The organism is Runella sp. (assembly GCF_027484545.1).
Classification (GTDB): domain Bacteria; phylum Bacteroidota; class Bacteroidia; order Cytophagales; family Spirosomataceae; genus Runella.
Window position 1 is genome coordinate 1 of the sequence record NZ_JAIXST010000136.1, and the last position, 24,405, is coordinate 24,405.

At 40.5% G+C, this 24,405-nt stretch carries 12 protein-coding genes; 5 read left to right on the forward strand and 7 right to left on the reverse strand.

What is annotated here, in order from left to right:
• The first annotated feature begins 547 nt into the window (after nucleotides 1–547).
• The 5 genes from Q0081_RS12710 to Q0081_RS12730 all read left to right on the forward strand — a co-directional run bounded on the left by Q0081_RS12710 (nucleotide 548) and on the right by Q0081_RS12730 (nucleotide 14,546).
• Nucleotides 548–1,804, forward strand: a complete 1,257-nt coding sequence (locus Q0081_RS12710; RefSeq protein ID WP_298353750.1) for a thioredoxin family protein — start codon at nucleotides 548–550, stop codon at nucleotides 1,802–1,804.
• 742 nt (nucleotides 1,805–2,546) lie between these two features.
• The gene (locus tag Q0081_RS12715; protein WP_298353754.1) at nucleotides 2,547–10,808 is read left to right on the forward strand and encodes a T9SS type A sorting domain-containing protein; all 8,262 of its coding nucleotides are present in this window, start codon (nucleotides 2,547–2,549) and stop codon (nucleotides 10,806–10,808) included.
• 212 nt (nucleotides 10,809–11,020) lie between these two features.
• Nucleotides 11,021–13,318: an SLBB domain-containing protein gene (locus Q0081_RS12720; protein ID WP_298353755.1), complete on the forward strand. Its 2,298-nt coding sequence runs from the start codon at nucleotides 11,021–11,023 to the stop codon at nucleotides 13,316–13,318.
• 15 nt (nucleotides 13,319–13,333) lie between these two features.
• On the forward strand, nucleotides 13,334–14,377 hold the full coding sequence (locus tag Q0081_RS12725) for a Wzz/FepE/Etk N-terminal domain-containing protein (protein ID WP_298353756.1): 1,044 nt from the start codon (nucleotides 13,334–13,336) through the stop codon (nucleotides 14,375–14,377).
• Between the two features lies 1 nt (nucleotide 14,378).
• Entirely contained in the window at nucleotides 14,379–14,546 is a 168-nt protein-coding gene (locus Q0081_RS12730) for a hypothetical protein (protein WP_298353758.1), read from the forward strand.
• A gap of 77 nt (nucleotides 14,547–14,623) precedes the next feature.
• On the opposite strand, the gene Q0081_RS12735 is transcribed toward Q0081_RS12730, so the two are convergent.
• The 7 genes from Q0081_RS12735 to Q0081_RS12765 all read right to left on the reverse strand — a co-directional run bounded on the left by Q0081_RS12735 (nucleotide 14,624) and on the right by Q0081_RS12765 (nucleotide 23,195).
• Entirely contained in the window at nucleotides 14,624–15,394 is a 771-nt protein-coding gene (locus tag Q0081_RS12735; protein WP_298353762.1) for a glycosyltransferase family 2 protein, read from the reverse strand.
• A gap of 3 nt (nucleotides 15,395–15,397) precedes the next feature.
• Nucleotides 15,398–16,780 (reverse strand): hypothetical protein, encoded by a 1,383-nt coding sequence (locus tag Q0081_RS12740; protein ID WP_298353764.1) that lies wholly within the window; start codon nucleotides 16,778–16,780, stop codon nucleotides 15,398–15,400.
• Nucleotides 16,781–16,788: 8 nt separating this feature from the next.
• Nucleotides 16,789–17,562: a glycosyltransferase family 2 protein gene (locus tag Q0081_RS12745; RefSeq protein ID WP_298353767.1), complete on the reverse strand. Its 774-nt coding sequence runs from the start codon at nucleotides 17,560–17,562 to the stop codon at nucleotides 16,789–16,791.
• A gap of 105 nt (nucleotides 17,563–17,667) precedes the next feature.
• Nucleotides 17,668–19,497, reverse strand: coding sequence for a hypothetical protein (locus Q0081_RS12750; protein WP_298353770.1), 1,830 nt, complete (start codon nucleotides 19,495–19,497; stop codon nucleotides 17,668–17,670).
• A 64-nt stretch (nucleotides 19,498–19,561) separates the two neighbouring features.
• Entirely contained in the window at nucleotides 19,562–20,401 is an 840-nt protein-coding gene (locus tag Q0081_RS12755) for a class I SAM-dependent methyltransferase (RefSeq protein WP_298353773.1), read from the reverse strand.
• A gap of 14 nt (nucleotides 20,402–20,415) precedes the next feature.
• Entirely contained in the window at nucleotides 20,416–21,819 is a 1,404-nt protein-coding gene (locus Q0081_RS12760; RefSeq protein ID WP_298353776.1) for a bifunctional class I SAM-dependent methyltransferase/glycosyltransferase family 2 protein, read from the reverse strand.
• Entirely contained in the window at nucleotides 21,795–23,195 is a 1,401-nt protein-coding gene (locus Q0081_RS12765) for a hypothetical protein (protein ID WP_298353780.1), read from the reverse strand. The genes Q0081_RS12760 and Q0081_RS12765 overlap by 25 nt, the downstream gene beginning before the upstream one ends.
• Nucleotides 23,196–24,405 lie beyond the last annotated feature (1,210 nt).

Below are 24,405 nucleotides of genomic sequence, written 5' to 3' on the forward strand. Positions count from 1 at the left end.
CTAAATACAAAAAAATATCGCCTGCTATGAAACAAGGCTTGACAAAACGTATCTATTCGCTCGAAGAAGTGCTCATGATGAGACCTTTAATGATTGCCATAACTTAGTGTTCCAGTACCTGAAAGACCAAATCCCAAACAAATCCGCATCAACCCAGACCTGTACGAAAAGGCTTTAGTTGAGGCAAAAAAAGCGGGTCCCAAATTTTCAGATTCTGCCGCGTGGGCGGTGCCATCTAATCCCACTTGGGCTAATGCGCGCGCATTGGTAGTATGATTAAAATTAACCAAAGCTACTATGTCCTGGCACAAGTTTTAGTTCAACATGAAAAAATTCTTGATGACTATTTGCGTAAACAAGACATTTTGCTCAATATTGCATTCGCGACTTGGTTACCCTTTCAATGTTTCGCAACGTCGAGGTAGAACACAATTTAGTACCTATATATGTATAATCAATTAATATCGTAGCATATTAGTACCTATAATATGTATAATCAATTAATATCGTAGCATAACACTGTCAATTTTAACACATTTTTTGACCAATGATACCTTTTAGTAAAACTTTTTTAAAACGAGGTCTATTTTTAGGCTTCATCTGTACTATGATGCTCAGAACTGGTTTTGGGCAGGGCATTAACTTTTTGGAAGGAGGATTTAATTCTGTAGCTGACGCTGCCAAGAGAGCTAATAAAACATTATTTGTCGAAGTTTATTTGACAGGTTGCCCTCATTGCGCTGCTTTGGCTCCTATATTGGAAGACAAAAAAGTCGGCGATTATTTTAATACTCATTTTGTTAGCTATAAGGTTGAAGCCAATTCGGTTGATTCTAAATTGTTACAACAACAAAAAGGTATTACCTACGTGGAGTTTCCCCTCTTTTTCTTCTTCGACCCTAACTCCGGGCAACTAATTCATCAAGCGGCACCAAGTGAAAAACCCAATCGAGCTGAGGCTATTGAAGAAGTAATTAAGCACGGAAGGGATGCTGCCGACCCTAGCCAGCGTACAAGTGCCTATGCAGCTCGTTTTGCAAAGGGAGATAGAGATTTAGGTTTTTTGATTAACTATGGTAAATATGCAAAGGCTACAAAAGATAATGATAAACTATGGCTCATCAATCAGGAGATGGGTAAACTAATTGTTTTGCCGAGCGACTTACAAAGCCCAGTCTGTTTTTATATCATTCAACGCTTAATCAATGATTTTAGTAATCCGATAGCAGCGTATTTTTTTAATAATCTACCTAAATATCGTGCAAAGTTTCCTGCAAAAGATATCAAAGAAGCCGGAGAGAGTATATTGTATTATACAATGTACGGAAAAAGAGCCAACGAAATTACAGCGCCTGAAATAGTTGAAGTACGTAAGGCATTTATAAAATTGGGCGTTACTCCTGAAATTGCCGGAAGCCGTACTATTTTAAAAGAATTAGAGGCCTATTTTAGAGCCAAAGCCACAGCGAAGGCAACAGCACGCTTGAATGAGTATCGTCGTAGTGCACCCATGGTTATCACAGATTATGCTTACTTAGTGAGATATTTTAATGAGAAGGCAACTGACAATTCATATATACCCTCACTACTGACCTGGGTGAATGATGGGCTCAAACTGGCAAAACCTACTGAGCGAAACTCGAAAGAAGTAGCCGAGCTATATGTGGAACAGTCTAAGGCTCTAATGAGGATAGGTAAAAAAGAGGAGGCTAAGAAAGCAGCACAGATAGCACTTACTACCGCAAAAGCTGCAAAAATAGAGGTAAAGCCGTATATAGATGAATTAGCACGCATCAACAAATAGGGCTTTCTGTATCATTAAAAAAAACTTAAAATAGATATTCGTTTTTTTTTGTTTTAGTAGAGACTTATCGTATTTTTGTGAGTCGTATTATTACGCAACTTCCCAAACCTCAATTTATGTTAAACAAACTAACTATTAGAAGCCTATAAATACAGGAAGTCTTTTATGACTCGGTAATGCTGAAACGAGCGGGAGTGCTCGATAAGCCAAGTTAAGAAACACATCCTCCCCGAAGGATGAATACAATTCACAAACAACGTCTTCTATTGGGGAAGAAGGCCGAAAACAAATTCAAATGAAACCAATAAAATTTTTACTTTCGCTTTTTGCGGCTGTATTGGTAACAGTAAGCGTTTGGGGACAGGGAGCCTTAAAACCCCCTGTCAATCCTAGCGGGGTACAGTGTGGAGGAGGCCGCGTAGCGGTCGGCACCATTACGCCTGATACTCTTACGGGCTTTGCCGCAGGCTGTGCCACAGTTGCTATTTTTGCGGATCTTGTTGACCTAAGCGGAAACGTTGTTAGTACAACTGACACTGCAGGTATAACAAGTGTAACGGCAGGTAGCTTGGGCGCTCCCGCTGCACCTACTGCGGCATTGTATTACCCAGCGAGCCCTGGTAGCAATCTGTTTATTCGCTATCGTTCAGCAGCGGCTTCGGGTGGTTGCTCTTACTCTATTTTAAGCGCAGGTCCTGGCTTCAGCGTAGGATCATCGGTTGCAGCTCCAAGTGGCCAGGTATTGTCTGCCACAAATGTATGTAATGGTACTCAAATCACAGCAGCAGCTTCAACCTGCCCAGCAGGAACTACATTGAAACTCTATTCTGCACTTACTGGTGGTTCAGCATTAGTTCTGCCGGCAACGACAACTACAGGTATAGTAACGGCATCTGTAGGTACATTTACCGTTTATGCTGCGTGTGCACAAAATGCACCAGGTATTTGTGAAACTCCAACACGTGTAAAATTAACTTACACAGTTGTAGCACCTCCTGCTACTCCAACAGCTTTTACTTTGAGTAAGACTAGATTGTGTGCTAGCGAGGTAGCATCAACGACGATTACTATTCTTGCGCACAACTGTGGAGTAGGTCAGCAACCATTTGTTTCAACAGATTCGACTGGTGCAACTGTTTTAGGTTTGGCGGGTGTTCCTTTTCCAGCAGCGACAAAAGATACTACTATATACTATAGTTTCTGTAAGAATACGGCAATAGAAAGTTGTATTTCAAGCAAAGCTGCAACAACAGTTAGTATAGTGGTTACTCCTAACCCGATTGCTCCTTTTTCGGTATCGTTGAGTAAAACCAGTGCATGTCTTTCGTCCGTAGGTACATTGAGTGTTATTGGTACCTGTTCAGGAATTGGCGAAACAATGGAAGTATATACATCCGCCACTGATACAACTAAAATTGCTTATGGTTTAGCAGCGGCGAGTGCTTCAACTTCACTGAATATTCCATCAGTGCCTAATACATCTGGAACTACTACTTATTATGTACAGTGTAGATCAGCATCGCCAGCAAATTGTTCAAGTGCCCGTGTATTGGCAGGTACGTTTACAGTATTACCTGATATTGCAGCACCAAGCGGGCCAATATTGTCTACCCAAGAAGCATGTTTACTTTCTACCATCACCGCAAATGCTTCAACCTGCCCAGCAGGAACTACATTGAAACTCTATTCTGCACCTACTGGTGGAGTTCAAGTTACTCTGCCGATAACGGTTATTGGTTCATCTGGAGATATAAATAACCTTTATGCTGTGTGTGTACAAACGGCAGCACCTGGTTGTGAAACCTCTACTCGTACAAAAGTAACTTATGTAGTTGTAAGCTATCCAGCTACTCCAGGAGCTTTTACTTTGAGTGCGACTAACGTGTGTTATGCTCAGGCACCATCAACGATGCTCAACATTACTGCGCATAGCTGTTTGGTAAGTGAGCAACCATTTGTTTCAACAGATTCGACTGGTGCAACTGAATTAGGTTTGGCGGGTACTTCTTTTGCCGCACCAACGACAATAGGTACTACTAATTATTTTTCTTTCTGTAAGAAGACTTCAGCAACAGGTTGTATCAGTTTACGTGGTGGTACAATCGCTGTAAATGTTAATCCTACTCCGATTGCTCCTTTTAGAGTATCATTGGATAGAAGTAGTGCACCGTGTCCTACAAACGTAGGTGCACCATTGAGTCTTACTGCTACCTGTTCAGGTGTAGGCGAAACAATGGAAGTATATGATGTCGCTACTGGTGGTACACCAATTGTCTATGCGGCAGCACCAGCGGGTGCTGCAACTACAGTGCCTGTAGGAGCGGCGCGTACTGCAACTACTACTTATTATGTACTGTGTTCATCTCCTACACCTGTTTGCGTAAGTAGCCGTGTACCGATTACGTTTACAGTAGGACCTGATGTTGCTGCACCAAGTGGATCGATATTGTCGGCCACAACGGTATGTCAAAATTCAGTTGTAACTGGGGTTTCTGCTGCTTGTCCAACAGGGACAACTTTGAGATTCTATGATGCAACTGGTGCACTTGCTAGCGTACCGACGACTACTCCAGGTATCGTTCGTCTGTCGTCGACGGCTACTCCAGGTGACTTTGTCATTTTTGCTGCGTGTGATAAAGGAGACGGTTGCGAAACCTCTATCTCTAATCGTACAAGAGTAAATTATACAGTTATAGCACGTCCAGCTACTCCAGCAGCTTTTACTTTGAGTGCGACTAACGTGTGTTTTGCTCAGGCACCATCAACGACGCTTACCATTACTTCGCACAACTGTGCAGTAAGTGAGGTGCCATTTGTTGCAGTAGATATTATTACTAAATCACCTGAATTAGGTTTGGCGGGTGCTCCTTTTGCTGCACCAACGGCAATAGGCGCTACTATTTATGTTGCTTTCTGTAAGAATACAATAACAGGTTGTATCAGTGCACCAGGTGGTCAAACCACTGTAACGGTTAATCCTACCCCGATTACTCCTTTTGGCGTGTCATTGAGTAAAAGCAGCGCACCATGTCCTTCAAACTTGGGTACATTGAGTGCTACTGCTACGTGTTCAGGTATAGGCGAAACAATGGAAATATACACAGTTGCCACTGGTGATTCACCAGTTAACATAGCTGCAGCATCGACAGCTGGTCCAACTACCGTGTCTATTACGCCAGTGCCTTCTGTAACTACTACTTATTATGTACAGTGTACATCTGCTTCACCTGTTTGTGCAAGTAGCCGTGTATTGGTAGGTACGTTTACAGTAGGACCTGATATTGCTGCACCAAGTGGATCGATATTGTCGGCCACAACGGTATGTCAAGGTCTGTCAATTACTCCGGTTTCGGCTGCTTGTACAGGGACAACTTTGAAACTCTATTCTGCACCTACAGGCACAGCTACAAGTGCTCTGCCGACAACTACTGTAGGTACAATTGACGTTTATGCTGTGTGTGTTGCAACAGGTGGTTGCGAAACCTCAACTCGTACAAAAGTAAGTTACACAGTTGGAGCACGTCCAGTAGCTCCAGCAGCTCATACTTTGAGTGCGACTGCCTTGTGTGCTGCTCAGACAGGAGCAACGACGCTTACCATTACTGCGCACAACTGTACGGTAAGTGAGCAACCGTTTGTTTCAACATCTGCGAGTGGTGTACCTGAATTAGGTTTGGCGGGTGCTTCTTTTGCCGCACCAACGGTTACTACTGAGTATTATTCTTTCTGTAAGAATATTGCATCAAGTTGTATCAACAGTTTAGGTACAACTGGAACTGTGGTAACGGTTAATCCTACCCCGATTGCTCCTTTTGGGGTGTCATTGAGCAAAAGCAGCGCACCATGTCCTTCAAACTTAGGTACATTGAGTGTTACTGCTACGTGTTCAGGTGTAGGCGAAACAATGGAAGTATACAAAGCCGCTACTGGTGGTACAGCAGTTAACATAGCTGCCGCAGCGACGGGTGGTCCAACTACCGTGTCTATTACATCAGTGCCTTCTGTAACTACTACTTATTATGTACAGTGTACATCTGCTGGGGCTGTTTGTCCAAGTAGCCGTGTATTGGTAGGTACGTTTACAGTAGGAGCTGATATTGCTGCACCAGGTGCACCGATCTTGTCTGCCACATCGGTATGTGAAGGTGCGTCAATATCTCCGGTTTCGGCTGCTTGTCCAGCAGGGACAACTTTGAAACTCTATTCTGCACCTACAGGCACAGCTACAAGTGCTCTGCCGACAAATACTGTAGGTACAATTGACGTTTATGCTGTGTGTGATGCAGGAAGCGGTTGCGAAACCTCTACTCGTACAAAAGTAAGTTACACAGTTGTAGCACGTCCAGTAGCTCCAAGTCCTTTTACTTTGAGTGCGACTAACGTGTGTGCTGCTCAGGTAGCCTCAACGGCGCTTACCATTACTGCCCATGCCTGTGCAGTAAGTGAGCAACCATTTGTTTCAACATCTGCGAGTGGTGTACCTGCATTAGGTTTGGCGGGTGCTTCTTTTGCCGCACCAACGGTTACTACTGAGTATTATTCTTTCTGTAAGAATACAGGAACAGGTTGTAATAGTGCAAACAGTGCTTCTGTAACTCTGTTAACGGTTAATCCTACTCCGATTGCTCCTTTTGGGGTGTCATTGAGTAAAAGCAGCGCACCATGTCCTACAAACTTAGGTACATTGAGTGTTACTGCTACTTGTTCAGGTATAGGCGAAACAATGGAAGTATACACAGTCGCTACTGGTGGTACAGCAGTTAACATAGCTGCCGCATCGGCGGGTGGTCCAACTGCCTTGTCTATTACATCAGTGCCTACTGTAACTACTCCTCTTTATGTACAGTGTACATCTGCTGGGGCTGTTTGTGCAAGTAGCCGTGTACCGGCAGGTACGTTTACAGTAGGAGCTGCTATTGCTGCACCAAGTGTATCGATATTGTCGGCCACAACGGTATGTGAAGGTGCGTCAATATCTCCGGTTTCGGCTCCTTGTGCAGCAGGGACAACTTTGAAACTCTATTCTGCACCTACAGGCACAGCTACAAGTGTTCTGCCGACAACTACTGTAGGTACAATTGACGTTTATGCTGTGTGTGATGCAGGAAGCGGTTGCGAAACCTCTACTCGTACAAAAGTAAGTTACACAGTTGTAGCACGTCCAAGTGCTCCAGCACCTTTTACTTTGAGTGCGACTAACGTGTGTTTTGCTCAGGCACCATCAACGACGCTTACCATTACTGCGCATAACTGTTTGGTAGGTGAGCAACCATTTGTTTCAACATCTGCGAGTGGTGTACCTGAATTAGGTTTGGCGGGTGCTCCTTTTGCCGCACCAACGGCAATAGGCACTACTACTTATCGTTCTTTCTGTAAGAATACAATAACAGGTTGTAACAGTGCAGGCACTTCTGGACCTACGGTAACGGTTAATCCTACCCCGATTGCTCCTTTTGGTCTGTCAATGAGTAAAAACAGTGCACCATGTCCTACAAACGTAGGTACATTGAGTATTACTGCTACTTGTTCAGGTATAGGCGAAACAATGGAAGTATACAAAGCCGCTACTGGTGGTACAGCAGTTAACATAGCTGCCGCAGCGACGGGTGGTCCAACTACCGTTTCTATTACATCAGTGCCTACATCTGGAACTACTACTTATTATGTACAGTGTACATCTGCTTCACCTGTTTGTGCAAGTGGCCGGGTAGTGGCAGGTACGTTTACAGTAGGAGCTGAAATTGCTGCACCAAGTGCACCGATATTGTCGGCCACAACGGTATGTCAAAATGCGTCAATTACTGCGGTTTCGACTGCTTGTCCAGCAGGGACAACTTTGAAACTCTATTCTGCACCTACAGGCACAGCTACAAGTGCTCTGCCGACAACTACTACAGGTACAATTGACGTTTATGCTGTGTGTGATGCAGCAGGTGGTTGCGAAACCACTACTCGTACAAAAGTAAGTTATACAGTTGGAGTACTTCCAACTACACCAGCAGCTCACACTTTGAGTAAGACTGCCGTGTGTGCTGCTCAGGTACCATCAACGACGCTTACCATTACTGCGCACAACTGTTCGGTAAGTGAGGTACCATTTGTTTCAACATCGGCGAGTGGTGTACCTGAATTAGGTTTGGCGGGTGCTTCTTTTGCCGCACCATCGGTTACTACTTCTTATTTTTCTTTCTGTAAGAATACTGTAGTAACAAGCTGTAACATCAGTTCAGGAGCTGCTGGAACTACGGTAACTGTTAATCCTACTCCGATTGATCCTTTTGGTCTGTCATTGAGCAAAAGCAGCGCACCATGTCCTTCAAACTTAGGTTCATTGAGTGTTACTGCTACGTGTTCAGGTGTAGGCGAAACAATGGAAGTATATAAAGTCGCCACTGGTGGTACAGCACTTAACATAGCTGCCGCATCGGCGGGTGGTCCAACTACCGTGTCTATTACATCAGTGCCTACTGTAACTACTCCTCTTTATGTACAGTGTACATCTGCTGGGGCTGTTTGTCCAAGTGGCCGGGTATTGGCAGGTACGTTTACAGTAGGAGCAGATGTTGCTGCAGGAACGGTTACTTTCACACAGTCAACAGTTTGTGTAGGTACTAGCGTCACTGTTGCATCTACAACATGTCCTGCTGGAACTACTGCTAAGTATTACACTTCAAGCACTGGAGCAGGTACAACATTAATGCCGACTTCTACTCCTAGTGCGGGTACATATGACCTATGGGTAGTTTGTGATCAAGGAAGCAGTTGCGAAAGTACAGTACGTACAAAGGTTACCTATAAAGTTGTTGCTGTTCCTAGCGCTCCAACTTTAGCTGTTGGTACCGCTGCTTTTTGTTTAGGTACAGTTGCTACTTTTACAGCTACGCATACATGTGCTGTTACGGATACATTAAAATTATATAATGGATCTACTTTAGTGTCTTCACAGATTGTCAAAACTTCTCCAATGAGCTTTGACTACACTCCAACTGGAGCAACTGCTGGATCAAACACAAACAGTTACACAGTAAAATGTTTTAACGGAATTTGTTTAGGAACGGCATCATCGGCAGTAGTATTGACTGTAACAGATGCACCTAAATCTCCAACCTTTACTGGTACTGAGCCATTTATCCCAAGTTCAATTTGCGCCTTGAGTCCCTCAATCGTGTTGAATAATAGCTTGAAATGTGCAGCAAGTGGAGAAGTGCTTGTATGGTATGATAAAGCAACAGCTGGAAACATAGTTAGTACACCTAACGTTACACCAATAAGTACAATTACTTATTATGTAGCATGTCGTAACCAAACAAGCGGTTGTGAGAGTCTTGTACGTACAGTTGCAACATTTACAGTTAATCCAGTTGGTGGGGCACCTACAAATGCTTCAATAACAGTTGATGGAGTAGTTGTAGCTGCAGGTGGAAGTGCTGCTCAAGTTTGTAACATTGCAGGTGATGCAATTACGTTCTCTTCTGCTTGTGCTGCTGGTGAAACACTGTTGATGTCGGTAGATGGTGGTAATTATACTACTTCTTCAATGACTCAAATTGTAGATGGTTCAAATCACACTTACCGTGTTCGTTGTCAGGCAGGTTCTGGTTCGACGGCATGTCTAAGTCCTGAATCAGGAGCAATGATTATTAAAATTAATCCAATCCCTGGTGTACCTGTAGCTTCATTGTTAGTTAATGGTCAATCTGCTAATACATTTTGTGGAGGTGGAGTACCTCAAGTGATTACAAGTAATGCAACTTGTGGTATCAACGGAACAGTATGGTTTAGTGCTAATAATCAGTTGGCATCACTCCCTACAATAACCTCAACAACTCCGGGTACTTACTCTTTCTATGCAAAATGTAAAGGCCAAGGAGATTGTTTAAGCGACGCAAGTAATACAGTATCTTATACTGTATTGCCAGTACTGGCTCAGCCAACGGTTACTAGTTCTGCTACCGCTACAGTATGTGCTGGTACGTCAGTAACGTTCTCACAAAACTGTCCAGTAGGTTCAACTCCATTGTGGAGCAATGGATCAAATGGTGCTACGCTTGTAGTAACACAATCAGGTGCTGGAACACAGTCGGTAACTGTAAAATGTACACAAGGTGCAAGTTGCGATAGCCCAGTTAGTACTTCGGTATCGGCTACTTGGAGCAATACATTTGATGTCACGATTATCAATATTGGTCAGCCACTTTCAGGTACCAGACCTGGTGCTACCAGTATATTGAATTGGTCGTCAAACTTTGTAACCCCTGATGCAGGATCAGCATTCCAAAATAGTACACAGTCTAATCCTTCAATTTACTTCACAGAGATGCCAAATAAAGGAGGTAACCGTTATTGGACAATTGCTGTTGAAGCTTGTGGATTGCCATTGAGTGGTTCTATTTCTTACGATATGTTGTGTATACCAGAAACGGGCGGTCAGTACTCATTCAATACTGTTGAGAACAATGCTCCTTATTTGATGTATGCCAACAGCAATGGATACGAAACCTTGTATTCACACAACCACGGATCTTTCGGATTTACCAGTGACCCTAAATACTTATCTGGTTTGCCAAAAGGTCTTTACAAGTTAAGTATTCGTTACTGGGATCAAAAAGGAACAGGTTTATTCCCTGCCGTTCGTACCACAAGTGGTAGTCAAAAGGCTTATGGTGAATACTGGTTCCGTATTCAATCACAGTCTGGTATCGGTATAGGTGCGGCTCGTGAAGGTATAAACGAAACTTCTGAAGTTGAGTTTGCAACCGTAGCTCCAAACCCTGTTACTCGTACTCTTACTGTATCAATCAGCGGTGCTAAAGGTCAGGAAGTGAAAATGAATTTAGTAGATGCGGCAGGCCGTGTCATCAAAACTTCAACGGTAACTCCTGAAACTAATACTCACCGTGAAGAAATCGACATGACAAGTCAGAACACTGGTATGTACTTCATGAACATCAGCACTTCTACAAAACGTGCTAACTTGAAAGTACTGAAAGTGTCGCAAGACTAATCGTTAAATCGATAGCTTTGAATAGAAAGCCCCGCCAATCGGCGGGGCTTTTTTTAGTCCCAATACCCCCAATCCCAATCCCTCCCCTGCAAGGGAGGGATTTTTTTGTTAGACACAGGGATTGGGGGTTATATTTTTTGGCTAATTGGCTGAAAATCCCGTATCTTTGTGGCTATTTTAGTAAATAGCAAGTATAATTTTAAAAAATTACCATGTATTTTAATAAGTATTGTTGCTCAATCATTTTGGTTTTTGGATTCCATTTTGCCTTTTCACAACTCCCCCCGGCCAATGAAGTGACTGACGCGCAACTGGAAGAATTTATAAAAGTGGCACAAAGTAAAGGGTTATCACAAGCAGACGTAGAGGCTGGTGCAGTGGCTAAGGGATATACTGAAGCCGATATTGCAAAGATAAGAGTGCGAATCAATACCCTTAAAACAAAAACGGACAAAGCCACTCCCATCAACTTGAGCAGTACAGTACGACAGCAACAGGGGCAGGTGTCCGAAAAAACGCCGACTCTGGTCAGTAATGAGCTGGAAGTAGGAAAAAAAAGAGACGTTTTCGGCAGTCAGCTTTTTTCAAGTAAAACACTTACGTTTGAGCCTAATCTACGATTACCTACTCCGAAAGATTATATCTTGGGCGTAGATGATGAACTCCGGATTGATATTACTGGCTATGCGTACCAGCACTATGATGCCCGGGTGTCACCAGAGGGAACCGTCAAAGTGGAGAGCTTGAGTCCTATTTATGTGAATGGATTGACTGTTGAGCAAGCCAAGTCAAAAATAGTGGAGCGGCTGAAAATGCTGTATGCTGGCCTTCGGACCGGCGGTCTGAGTGCTGATGTGACGTTAGGAAATGTACGGAGTATCCGAGTGACGATTATCGGTGAAGCGGCAAATCCGGGTACTTACACCATCTCTTCTTTAGCCACGGCCTTTCATGCGCTTTATATATGCGGAGGTCCCAATGGAAACGGGACGTTGCGAAATATTCAGGTACTGCGAAATAATAAACTGTTGCAACGCATCGACTTATATAATTTTATGCTCAACGGTACCATGACCGATGACGTTAGCTTGCGGGATAATGATGTTATTTTAATTCCGATTGCCCCTAAAAAAATTGAAATTGAAGGAGAGACAAAACGTAACGGTATTTTTGAAGTAGGGCCAGAGGAGACCTATCAGGATTTGTTGAGATATGCGGGCGGTTATACAGAACAGGCGTACCAGGCTACGGTAAATGTATATCGAAATACGGCGAAAGAGCGTCAATTGTTAACATTTGATCCTATTCAAGAGGCACGTTTTTCAATGCAAAATGGAGATCGCTATATTGTAGGTACCATTTTGAACCGGTTTGAAAATAAAGTAGAGGTCATCGGTGCTGTTTTTAGGCCGGGAGAATTTGCCTTGAGTCCTCAACTGCAAACCGTAAAGCAACTCATTCAGAAGGCAGATGGGCTACGAGAAGATGCTTTTCGTAACCGCGCTTTTCTGAAAAGAAAAAGGGAGAACTTAGATCCGGAATTGATTCCTGTTAATTTAGATCAATTGTTTAAAGGTACAGAGGATATTCCGCTCAAGCGCGAAGACGTATTGGTCATTAAATCCATTGCTGAAACGCGCCAATTACAAACGGTAGTTATTCAAGGGGCCGTCAATAACGGTGGTGTTTTTGATTATGCAGAAAGTATGACTTTGCAGGATCTTGTGTTGTTGGCAGGTGGGTTTACGGATGGGGCTACCAATAAAGGAATAGAATTGTCGCGCCGCCTATATAATGATGAAACTCAGGCGGAAACGGTTGAGGTAAAAAAATACGATATACAAAAAGATTTGAATGAAATTTCAAAAATTGTTCTTAGGCCATTTGATGAGATTATCGTTCGTAGTTTACCTAATTACCAAGCACAGCAATTGGTAAGTGTGAAAGGAGAGGTAAATTACCCAGGTTCTTACGTAATTTCTAATCGGAATGAGCGAATCAGCCAGCTGTTAGAACGTGCGGGTGGACTTCGCCCGGAGGCTTATGTGCCGGGAATTCAATTCATTAGAAATGGCAGGTTAGTAGCGATGGATTTAACTGAGATTCTTCAAAACCCGAATCATCCAAATAATCTTGTTTTATTGGCGGGAGATGAATTGATTGTTCCTAAAATTCAGGAGACGATTGTTGTGAGTGGACAGGTATTTAATCCGAACGTGATTGCTTTTAACCCACGATTTAGTTTTAAAGAGTATGTGAATCAAGCGGGGGGATTTACAGATAGTGCAGACGTGTCAAAAATTTACGCTGTTTATGTCAATGGTTTTACTGCACGAACAAAGAAAATTCTTGGAATGAAATTCTATCCGCCTATCCAACGAGGAATGCGATTGATAGTTCCAACCCGCCCTTTCCGCAATCGAATTACTTCGGCAGAGCGATTGTCTTTGTTTACAGGCTTAACTTCGGCTTCTGTTTTATTAATTACCCTGATTAGAACATTTCAGTAAATTTATTTAAAGGCAATGGAAGAAACATACGAAGAAGAGCCGCAAATTGAGTCAATAAATTTTGGTGCACTTAGTAGAATAATTTGGAAAGAAAAATGGATTATTATTCTTATTGCTTTTTTAACAATAGGGGGGGGGGGATTTTATGCTTTTACAGCTCAAGAAGAATTTGAGTCCCAAGGGAAAATTTTACCTGAAATTCAACCTACTGCCGGCGGTTCTTTTGGTAGCTTGGCAGGAGTACTGGGAATAAGCGGGATTGACTTGAAAAACAGCACCGAGGCAATTCGTCCAGACTTATACCCGGAAGTATTAAAAAGCACTCCCTACTTTTTAGCTTTAATGGAGCAACCCGTCAAGACAAGACTAAATCATTCATTAAAATTTGCGGATTTCTACCATCAAGTTGTTGAAGAAAATGAGGAGGTTGATACGATGCTTATCAAGAAATATAAAGTGGACGGAAAAGGGTTTTATGTACTTAATCGCCTCAACGAAAACCGTATTAAAGATCTTAAAACTCGGATATTCAGTACGTATGATCGTAAAGCGGGGGTAATTACGATTAGTGTAAAATTGCCCGATCCCGTAGTGGCAGCTACCATTGCGAAGTTTTCAATGGATTATTTGACGGAGTATGTGATTGAGTATCGTACCCAAAAAAATAAGCGTGAAGTAGATTTTTTAAAAGAACGGCTTGATTTGGCCCGGGGTAAATATTACTCCAACCAAACAAAAAAAGCACAGTATGACGATCAATTTCAGGCACCTACCATTCGGCTTCAATCAGCTGATATTCAGCGAGAACGAATCCAGGCCGAATACAGTACATCATCGACTTTTTACAATTCATTGCTCACTAAGTACGAAGAGGCTAAAATCAAATTACATCAAGAAACTCCGGTTATTAAAGTATTGGAGCCACCAACCGCCCCTACTCGGAAATCCGAGCCTAGAAGGAGTGTCATTGTAGCTTTATCGGGATTGATAGGAGGTTTTTTAGGCGTATTGATAGCTTTGATACGTAAAAAGCAGTATAAACTGGTTTTTACGAAATAAATTGGACTATTCTCCAAAATTAGACAATCTGAATAATGGACAAGAAGTAAAATTGGATTGGGTGGATATTTCGGGACGTGCCGTGTTGAGTAAGATTATAAAATGGGGGACCGTTAGGCATCAGAAGGAGATAGATATGACTCGTCAATTTAACGGGCTGTATTTATGAGTAAATACAGCTTCAAAATTAATGAAAGGTACTGAAAGCCTTGTAAGATTAAGACATGAAGGCTTTAGAACGCTAAGTTAGTCGTTTAGTGTTCTTAGTTTATAGTATTTGTTTAAACTTGCAAAAATATAGAAAGAGAAAAAATAGATCTTCTGGAAAAAATTCCAATGAAAACACTCTTTGTAAACTACTTTCCAATGGTATAACGCCACTTTCCACTTATTGCCCGAGCGATTGTTGGGATGGAGTCGATAGAAGGCCAAAGGAGCCGATATACCATAAAAAACGTAAGGTGAGTCGCGCAGGGTATTTGCCCACAATACATAATCTTCCTGGAAAATATAACCGGTAGGGAATTTTAACTTCCCGACTTTAGTTTGATCGTACATGACGGTCAAACATCCGATTGGATTAAAGAACTTAAGGTTTTTATAAGTTACTTTAGAAGAGGCTTGAATGATGTGTGGATGGATAAAGCCTTGATTGTCAATAGTCTGATAGGAGGTAAAGCTGAGTGCATAATCATTGTTCAACATAAAATTATATTGTACGCTCAGTTTTAAAGGTGACCAACAGTCGTCGGCATCCAAAAAGGTAATAAATCTCCCTTGGGCCAAATCCGTAGCTAAATTGCGCGCACCTGCCGAATATAATTTCTTTTCTGACTTAATTAACTGGATACGAGCGTCTTTTTGAGAATATACTTCAGCAATTTCAGCGGTTTTATCTGTGGAAATATCATCAACAATGATCATCTCCCAATCATCAAATGTCTGAGCTAATACCGATTCAATGGCTTGGCTGATGTATTTTTCACAGTTGTAGGCTGCTGTTATGATTGAAATCATTTGTTAAGCTAAGGTTGGGTTGTCGTTTTGTACCGTACTGGCATCGTAGATATAGGTAGTAATAACGAAGACCAGAATTACACTAAAGTTAAAGTAGCTGCACATATAAGTGCTGATAATAGAGAAGATAAAGCAAAGACATAAACCTCTGTATAGGGTATTTCCTGTTTTGAGTTGGATACTGTTTATTTTACGAAAAGTACTCACGATATACCATGCAAATAGTGAAAAACCCCAAAGACCAAACTCGGAAGCGATTTTTGCGGGCAAAAATTTCACGGTAAGGTGATCCCCCTTTACTAATCGAGCTGCTAAGATGTCATTGGCAAGCATTCCTGGAAAATAATTATCAATCAATTGAGGCATTACGTAGTAAAAGCTTTCTCCCCCCGCGCCTAAAAATAGTGAATCTTTCAACGATAAAAAACCTAAAACAGGAGTACCGAAGCGATCTAAAAATGAATAATCAGCCTGCAGCCAAAAGGTGACTGTTTCCATATTGATATTACTCAGGAGTTCAACGATGATATTAAGTCTATACAGGGTATAATCAATAATAAAAAATTCTTGTAAGGGATATATAATGCCCATTGCTAATGCAATGATCCAGAGATTGGAGAATATACGGCTGAAATTAGTTATATGGCAGGTGATCCAATAGACAATAACAGTAGTAACAAACGCAAAATAGGCCATGGCTGAACTTATGAATAAAAACATAAGAAAAAGAAAGGCTAAAAAATACCTTCTGAATCGCGCATTTTCGTGGTAAAAAGAATAGGTCCAAAAAAGAACAAATAAAATGTAGGTAGCGGCGTGGGCAGCCTCACTTGATACGAGTTGTGGCCTGTTGATTACGGGGCGATAACTGAAAAAATTGGTTGGAATATCGGAAACGATAGTCGGTATAAGTCCTTGTAAAGATAAAAATTGAAGTATACCGATAAAAAGCGGAATGATAGAAGACAGGATAAGGCTGTAAGAAATTATTTTGATGACCTCTTCAGATGAAAAACGCTCCAGAAGTCCTTTTATGAAATGCCGACAGGTAACTATGGTAATGACGGAGAGGGTACCTGTAATCATAAATTTTAAAAGCCCCCTGTAATCATGGTACTCAAAAGTAGATTTAATTAAAGTAAAGAAAATGAGTACTGTTAATCCTAGCCACATTCTTATTTCAAATAAAGGAACAGAACGAGATTTGACTTTTTGAATTGCCCAATAAATCATCAAAACAATGATGGAAATCGGGCGATTTTCATTGTTGAGAGGTAAGTAAGGAAATCCATCTATGGACACAACAATAATGGCCCAGACAAAGAGTTTTTCTAATTGGGTGAGTTGTGTTTTTAAATAATTTATCTGAAAGATGAGTTCTCTCATAATGAATATTACTTGCGCAAATAGGTTTTAGTAGTTCGATAAGTGATAGCTACAAGGGTTACCAGTCGGATATGGATGGATTCTGTCCATAAAAAGTGTCGATTGAGTACTTGCCAACGTTCTATAGTGCTTTGTCGTATTCTTGTTGTCGTGATTCCTTCGTACATAAAATGGGCAAGGTAGGCCGGGACCCGCAAAAAAGCAGAAGGCGATGTTTTCCAAACACGAATGTAAAAATCAAAGTCACTGACAAAGCGCAGTGAAGTGTCATAATTTCCAAAAGTGCGATAAATAGTACTTCCTATCAGTGATCCCTGATGGCAAATGCCGTTTCTTTTGTTAAAATCAAAAGTGGCTTGCCGGTAGATTTTTCGATTGGAACTGTTATAAAATACCACCCAATCACAGCAAATAAATTTATCTTTCACTTCATAATTGGCCTTTTCAACCATTTTTTGAATTGCATCAGGCTCTAGCCAATCCCCGGCATTGAGCATTAGAATTGATTCGCCGGAGGCCATCCCGATTCCTTTATTCATAGCATCATATATTCCATTGTCTTTTTCACTGACCCAGGTGGCAAGTTGGGTCCGGTACTTTTTAATGATGGAGTGCGTTCCGTCTTTCGAACCCCCATCAATAAGAATATATTCAATATGGGGATAGGTTTGGGAAAAAACACTTTGCATGGTAGCTTCCAAAAAGAGTTCAGCATTAAGACAGACCGTAATAATGCTAATCAAAGGAAGAGTACCGGCATCATTGTATTTAACTTTTACCATAACGCGTTGCCAAGAGAAATAACTAAGAGTATTTGTAACGATGCCAATAATTTTTGAGGCAAAGTACAAAAGTAAAACATATTTCCTGTCCAATCTAAGATTGGCTTAGGGTATTGTTTTGCTTAACTCATAAACAGAGAGGGTACTCATTTTGGGATATTTGTTAGGAGTGCGATAAATTTGTAAAGTAGCACGCTTGTTTTGGTAGATTAATTTCGAAATTATATAGTTCGAATGTTGTATTCTCAGTGGAGAGGGCAAAAAGTCTTTATCAAATTGCAACGTATAAATCGAACTGCAACGACAAATATCAAGGCTGTCTCTGAATATTCGACGGGGCGAATGTACCAAACTAATTCTGCTTTTGGTATATAGACAGGCGTCTTTAGGTAACAATTTGTCTAATGCCCAGTAATCTTCATAAAGAGGAATGTATTTCCTATAGTAAGCTTCACGGGTAGCAGCGTTGTAAGGGAAAGGCTGTAGATTGTATAAATAGAAATAGGATATTGCCAGGTAAGGTGTAATTGTAGCTATTGCAAATAGAGCCATTGAGACCTTATTATTGAGAAAAGCTCCAGTTTTTATAAGTGAAGGGGGGGGAGACAATAGGCTGAATAGGAAAAGACTCAATGGAATGTTTGCCCAGAAACGAGGATTGTATAATAAATGGAATTTATACAGAATAAAAAGATACAGAAGACAAATGCCATATATTTTGATTTTTGCTATAATTGGATGGTCACTGAAAAAAAATAAAGCGAATGAACCTAATACCATATAAGGAAAATGCAAAAGTGCGGCTTTTAGGTGTACCCAAAAAGGTGTTGCTGTTACAATCTCGGCTTGTAATGTAGATGCTAATAAATGACGGTCAATAATTTGAGTATCGAAGTATTGAGATAAAATCAGTCCAAAAGGAGAATGAGTTTGAGAATAAGTCCAAATAACGATGGGTAAATAGAAAATGAAAGTTGGAAGAAGAAGGAATACTAACGTTTTGAAATTTAATTCTTTTCGTTGATATAATTCGTAGAGCATAACTAAGCCTATTAACGCCGCGAACGGGGCTAACGATATCTTTGCCCCCAAAAGCGCAGGAAGCATGATACCCTGAACTGCTACGATGCTTTGAGCAGATTTGTCTTTTTTTAAGGATAAAACATGGAGTGTGCAATACATAGCTGTAAATGCTGTTAAATCTCCAAAATGATGACTGCCCGCAGTTGTAAACACAAGACGATACATCCCTAAGCAAGACAAGCAGAGGGCTATCGCAATCCATACAGCCGATACGTGTGCTTTCTTTAATAATACATAAACAGAGCCTAAAAACAAGGTATAAATACCTAAGCTTACTACGTTAGGCGCATCCGGAAATCCCAATGCCAACAAGGGGGCGTGAGTGAAATTGTAAATCAGATGCGGTGGGATAGCTGCTTCCCAAGGTTGGCGATAAAAAATCAACCCACCATCCATTACAATTCGTTGAGCTACCAATTGATGATAAAACAATTCATCTATTTTGGTAGAGGGTAAAATGGCGTATACAAGCAATGGGAAAAATGAAATACCAACGCCGACAACACTGATTTTATCTTCTTTCCACAGTTTTTTAATGGCTTCTGGTAGAGTAGGAGCAGGGAGCGACAGATAACGGTAAAGGTAGAATAGTAAGGAAAAAACTAACAGTATATTTATACCCAACAAGCTATACGTATTTATCCAAAATCCAAAGGATAGAAGCTGAATGATCAAACTCAGTAGCAAAAAACCCAGAATTGTTTTTGAGATTTGTCGAAGAGGAGAGAGAAGTTGGATACGTAAACTCCGAATAATTAAATCTCCGACGCTGAAAACCGCCATAAAGAAAAGCAAGCCAACTAAAAAATTGGTAAAAAATGAAAAATGGTCTAAGGCTTGAAAAGAAATCATATCTATGTAGTCTTTGCCGGCAATCTATTTTTGCCATTTGTACATAATTTTTTCACTTTACACGCTACACTTTCTCCTCTACACTTATTTTAAGGGTAATAAAGCTATACAATTTTCCTGGTAAATGTTCCTGCCGAAACATCAGTAATTGCCAGGCTAAATCTACCACCCAATGTTGATTGCCCAAGATAGAGCCGAATTTACGGGAAATAACCTGAGATAAACGTTCTTTAGTCCAAGGGTCATAATTTATAACGGAAGCCGAAGGGCTTAATTCAGAGACAATTTTTAGAGAAGCATTTTGAAAAGCCAACCGATATTCCGCTAATCGAAAAGCATTTTCTCCGCAATAGAATTTATGCAAGGAGTGTCTTTGCAAAAAAATCTGTTTATCGTTTTCATCCTTTATGACATGGTCTCGGGTGGTAAAAAGAATCCCTCCTTTTTTGAGAACTCTTGCCGCTTCCGCTACAAATTGGGGTAAGTTGTGGGCGTGATGCATCACTTGACGTCCGTAAACAATGTCAAAATGATTGGCCTCAAAAGGTAAATTCTCTCCAAAGGCCTCAATGATTTCAATGGAAGAAATGGTATAGGTTTTCATTAATTGACGAATAGCTCCGCTTCCCACCATGGGGCTGGGGTCGGGCTCCAATGAAACCACTCGAAACCCTTCCAATGCAAACGCAAGACTGGCAATTCCATTACCTGCCCCTATATCTAACAATAAAGGCTGTGGAGAAGGACAATAGAATTTTATTAGCCGTAACGTTTCCCGAAATTCAGCACTTTTTCGAAAACGCTCCACATTGGCCTGTAAATTGGGTAAAATGTAGGTATTTTCTACAATTTCAGCGAATGAAGGAGTACTTTGAATGTATTCGATGGTTTCGTGCCAAGTCATTTCGGAGATTTTTTTTACATAAACTTGATTTTATTGAGGGCAAAAAAGGTCATTTTCAATAGCAACCACCCATGTTTAAATCGGGAAATGTTGGTTTCTCCGTAGGTACGTGCCCGGTAACGAATTGGGACTTCGATAAATTTTAAATTAAGTTTTGCAGAGCCAAATATGAGGTCAAAATCGCCAAAGGGGTCAAAGTCTCCAAAATAACTGCGATTGGCAGCCAATTTCAGGTAATTTTCGCGAGTCATAACTTTGGTACCGCATAACGTATCTTTTAGACGTTGGCCCAACAACCAGGAAAAAACAACACTGAAGAATTTATTACCAAACAGATTAAGCGTACGCATCGCTTCTTTTTCCATGGGATAGACCAAACGCGTACCGTTTATATATTCCCCCTTTCCAGATGCAATGGCCTCAAAAAACTTAGGTAAATCTTGGGGGGAAACGGTCATATCCGCATCTAAAATCATTAAGATGTCGCCCGTAGCTATGCTATACCCTTTCCGTACGGCATCCCCTTTCCCTTTTCCTTCCTGTTGAATACACTTAATCGAGACTTGGTCTTTGTACAATTCATAAACCCGTTTTATTTCAAGCCACGTATCATCTACAGAGTTACCTTCCACAAAAATTATTTCCGTTTTCTTACCCATTTGCGGAGTCCGAAGCACCAACGACTCAATGTTTCCTTTTTCATTTCGTGCGGGAATCACCACACTCACCGTCATTTCTTCGGCGGGTTTGAGAGTTTGACGAGTACTTCTGGCAACCAAAAACGTCAGAAGTCCGAAATAATTAAAAATGGGGAGGTTGCCAACGTATTTATTTAAGAGCCAAGAAAGGACAGGGATGTATCGGGGTACTATTATTTTTTTAGCTTTCCGTACCACATCAAAATCCGCTAAGGTAAGCAGGTTAGCTATGTCACTGATGTCAAGCCAGTTTTGACGCTTTTGAGGCATTTTCAAGCCAATTTTTTCGGCAAGGTGAAGCAAAGGCAGCCACAAGAAATTAGTGTAACTGATGACAATTCTCGTTTGAGGAGAACATACTTTTTGAACCTCTAAAAATACCTTCTGTACGTCGTTAAAATAGCCAATGGTGTCGCTAATGATGACAAAATCGAAGGTTTCGGTTAATGAAATATGTTCAGCGTCCATCACAATGTAGTCAAACTGACCTCGGTACTGTCGTGCATAGTCAACTAAAGAAACAGAAGTGTCAATCCCTAAACCACGACTTGGCTTAAGCTGTTCCAGGAGAAAACCTGTACCGCAGCCTATTTCCAAGACAGAAGAACCTTGAGGGACAATGAACTTTAAATACTGAGTAAGGCACTTATAGTAGTAGCGATTTCGACGAATCCACTTTTCACGTTCTTCGCCACCTAATTGGAAACTTGATTGTACCATACAGAATCTGCTAAAATCAATAATTGAGAATTGGGGATGGTTTTATACCCACCTTTAGGGAAAATATAGTTCTTATTTGTTTTGATTAGTTTCTTGTCGTAAATGTACAGATGTGGCCTCATTAAGATGCGCAAATCATCGCTCCATTCATTGGTATATACATTTTGAAAGACGCTAACGTATTCGCTGGGGCAAACCACTTCGCTACCAGCGGGAAGACGTTGGGATAATTGGTATAAAGATTTTGATAGAGTATCAGAATAAGGTTTTATACCTAAATGGTTGTCGTGAATGAAGATAAAGTTTTTTTTGATATTAAACATCTGACCGTGTATAGAAGAAGCATTTGTGACGGCCATAGGGCTAATAAAAAACTGAAAGAGCCCACCCCAAAGCAACCACTCGCGTTGGTGGGGATGAGGTTTAAAATTAGCTTCTGAAAGCCGAATACTTAAAAAAATGTAGCAACTCATCATAAATGCCCATAGGCTGCCAACACGTGCAGGATATCGGATGCCCATATTGGGCTCAGGGAAGTAAAAAAGACCTTCGGTGTAAAAAACACAAAGTAACGTAACACAACCTCCCAAAAAAGCACTATAAATCACCCAAGGTCTAGGAATGGCTAATAGCCAAGGGGCAAGCAAGATAGATGCGGCAATGAGTGGAAAACTTGAGAAAAATAGAAAAAAAATAGTGTAATAAAAAAGCATAGCAATAGTGCCTTTTTTATGAAGGATTGATATAGCTTGGTCAAGTCTGCTGGGTTGAGAGCCGTTGAGGTGAGAAAGCCACCAAAGGCCGACGACAAAAATTAGGCAGGAGACAGCCACAATGCTAAAAGTGTTACGATTGAAATAATAACGTGTCCATTTTTCGTGAGGACTTTTTAATATTAATGAAACAATTGTAGTAAATAGTAGTGTCCCGCAAATTAGCACAATAGATGTTTCTTTCACGGATAGTGTAAGTAGACCCCAAAATACACTCCAAATCCACTGGCGTTTGGCCATACTCAAGGTAAATAAACCTAACAAGGGCATGAAATACTGTTCAGGATGCCAGCCATAAACATCCAAAAATATATGATATGCAATGGGACCAATAGTAAAGAAGATAATAATGTACCATTCATTAAGCCATCGGTTCTTTTGAAGTTTGCGCCACCAGCGTATCCATTGCCCTAAAAGCAAGCCTAATAAGCCTAAATAGACGATAAACAAGCCATATATACTCATGAATTTAGTAAAAAGGCCTGTAAGTAATATAAAGTAATAATTATGATGTAACCAATGATAACCATAATAGGTATCAAACAACAAAGGTCTACCTTCCAACCAGCCACGGCTGAGCTGCAAAGCAATGATGGCATCCACAAAGTTTTCGTTTAAATATTGAAACTGGAATACCTTTAAATAAAACCAAACAAGTAAAATAATAAACGGAAGCCCAATGAGAATCCAATAGAGAATCTTATTTTTCGTGAATTGAGGCATCTATTTTAAATTTTGTTTCCAAAAAATGATTAATTTGCTTTAAATAAAAGGTAACCAATAGAAGCAATGTTCTATTAATTTTATGATTTATAACAACCAAGGTGGATTCCGAGATGGCAGATGGTTACTTCTTACGCTACTCTTTATGTATTTTTCCGTTCTCGTTGTTGCCGAATTGTTTTTTGGCACCTATGATAAAATATGGAAATTGTTTGGAGTTAACTCTGTTCGGTCATTTATTGATCTCAAGGTTCTTTTGTGTGGTATTGAGGAATATTTAGATGGCCACAATCCATACATGTGGATTAAATGTACCTACAATTATCCTCTTCTTTGGTGTCTCTTTGCATATATACCTTATTTTAGTACTACCTATTTTATTCAAATTGGTATTTTTTTACTGATTCTTTTTTTTTCGAGTATCTTATTTTTTTTTGGAAAAATTACCTTTAGAGTTGCGTTAATATACGGTGGACTGCTGCTTTCTCCCTCAGTCATGTTGGCTGTGGAGAGAGGAAACTGTGATATAATTATCTTTTTATTTCTACTGATTAGCTTAGTTTTTTTGTCCAAAAACTTTCACAGAGCCTACTATCTTCTTCTTTTTTTTAGTTCCTTTTTGAAGTTATTTCCTATTTTTGGATTCATTTCTTTGTTGGAAGTGGTAAAGTCTAAGAAAAAACTATTTTGGATAATTTTCGTAACTGTAGTGATATTTATATGTTATCTGTTGCTAATTCAAAAACAACTAATCGCTATTTATGAAATTCATCCTAAAATGTATTTTTTGAGTTATGGTTTGTTTACACTTCCTATTTATATTTTTAAGACTACCTCTTTACTTGACCTAAAAACGCTGAAAGTAATAGCAAGTATTTTTTTAGTCATAGTTGTTAGTTTTTTGGTCTTATTTAGGAAAAAAACCAGTAAAAATAAAGAACTATATAAGGCTGAGGCATTTTTTTTTAACAGCTATCTTATGGGGAGTTTTATTTTTGTCGGAACGTTTATTCTTGGTAATAACTATGATTATCGACTTATTTTCTTAGTATTTACATTCCCACAATTAATACATTGGGTTCACATACCA

Excerpts from the sequence above, each read along its gene's own strand:
- Q0081_RS12755 (WP_298353773.1), bottom strand. The coding sequence starts at position 20,401 with ATGACTTGGCACGAAACCATCGAATACATTCAAAGTACTCCTTCATTC.
- Q0081_RS12760 (WP_298353776.1), bottom strand. The coding sequence starts at position 21,819 with ATGGTACAATCAAGTTTCCAATTAGGTGGCGAAGAACGTGAAAAGTGG.
- Q0081_RS12745 (WP_298353767.1), bottom strand. The coding sequence starts at position 17,562 with ATGGTAAAAGTTAAATACAATGATGCCGGTACTCTTCCTTTGATTAGC.
- Q0081_RS12720 (WP_298353755.1), top strand. The coding sequence starts at position 11,021 with ATGTATTTTAATAAGTATTGTTGCTCAATCATTTTGGTTTTTGGATTC.
- Q0081_RS12735 (WP_298353762.1), bottom strand. The coding sequence starts at position 15,394 with ATGATTTCAATCATAACAGCAGCCTACAACTGTGAAAAATACATCAGC.
- Q0081_RS12740 (WP_298353764.1), bottom strand. The coding sequence starts at position 16,780 with ATGAGAGAACTCATCTTTCAGATAAATTATTTAAAAACACAACTCACC.
- Q0081_RS12710 (WP_298353750.1), top strand. The coding sequence starts at position 548 with ATGATACCTTTTAGTAAAACTTTTTTAAAACGAGGTCTATTTTTAGGC.
- Q0081_RS12750 (WP_298353770.1), bottom strand. The coding sequence starts at position 19,497 with ATGATTTCTTTTCAAGCCTTAGACCATTTTTCATTTTTTACCAATTTT.
- Q0081_RS12725 (WP_298353756.1), top strand. The coding sequence starts at position 13,334 with ATGGAAGAAACATACGAAGAAGAGCCGCAAATTGAGTCAATAAATTTT.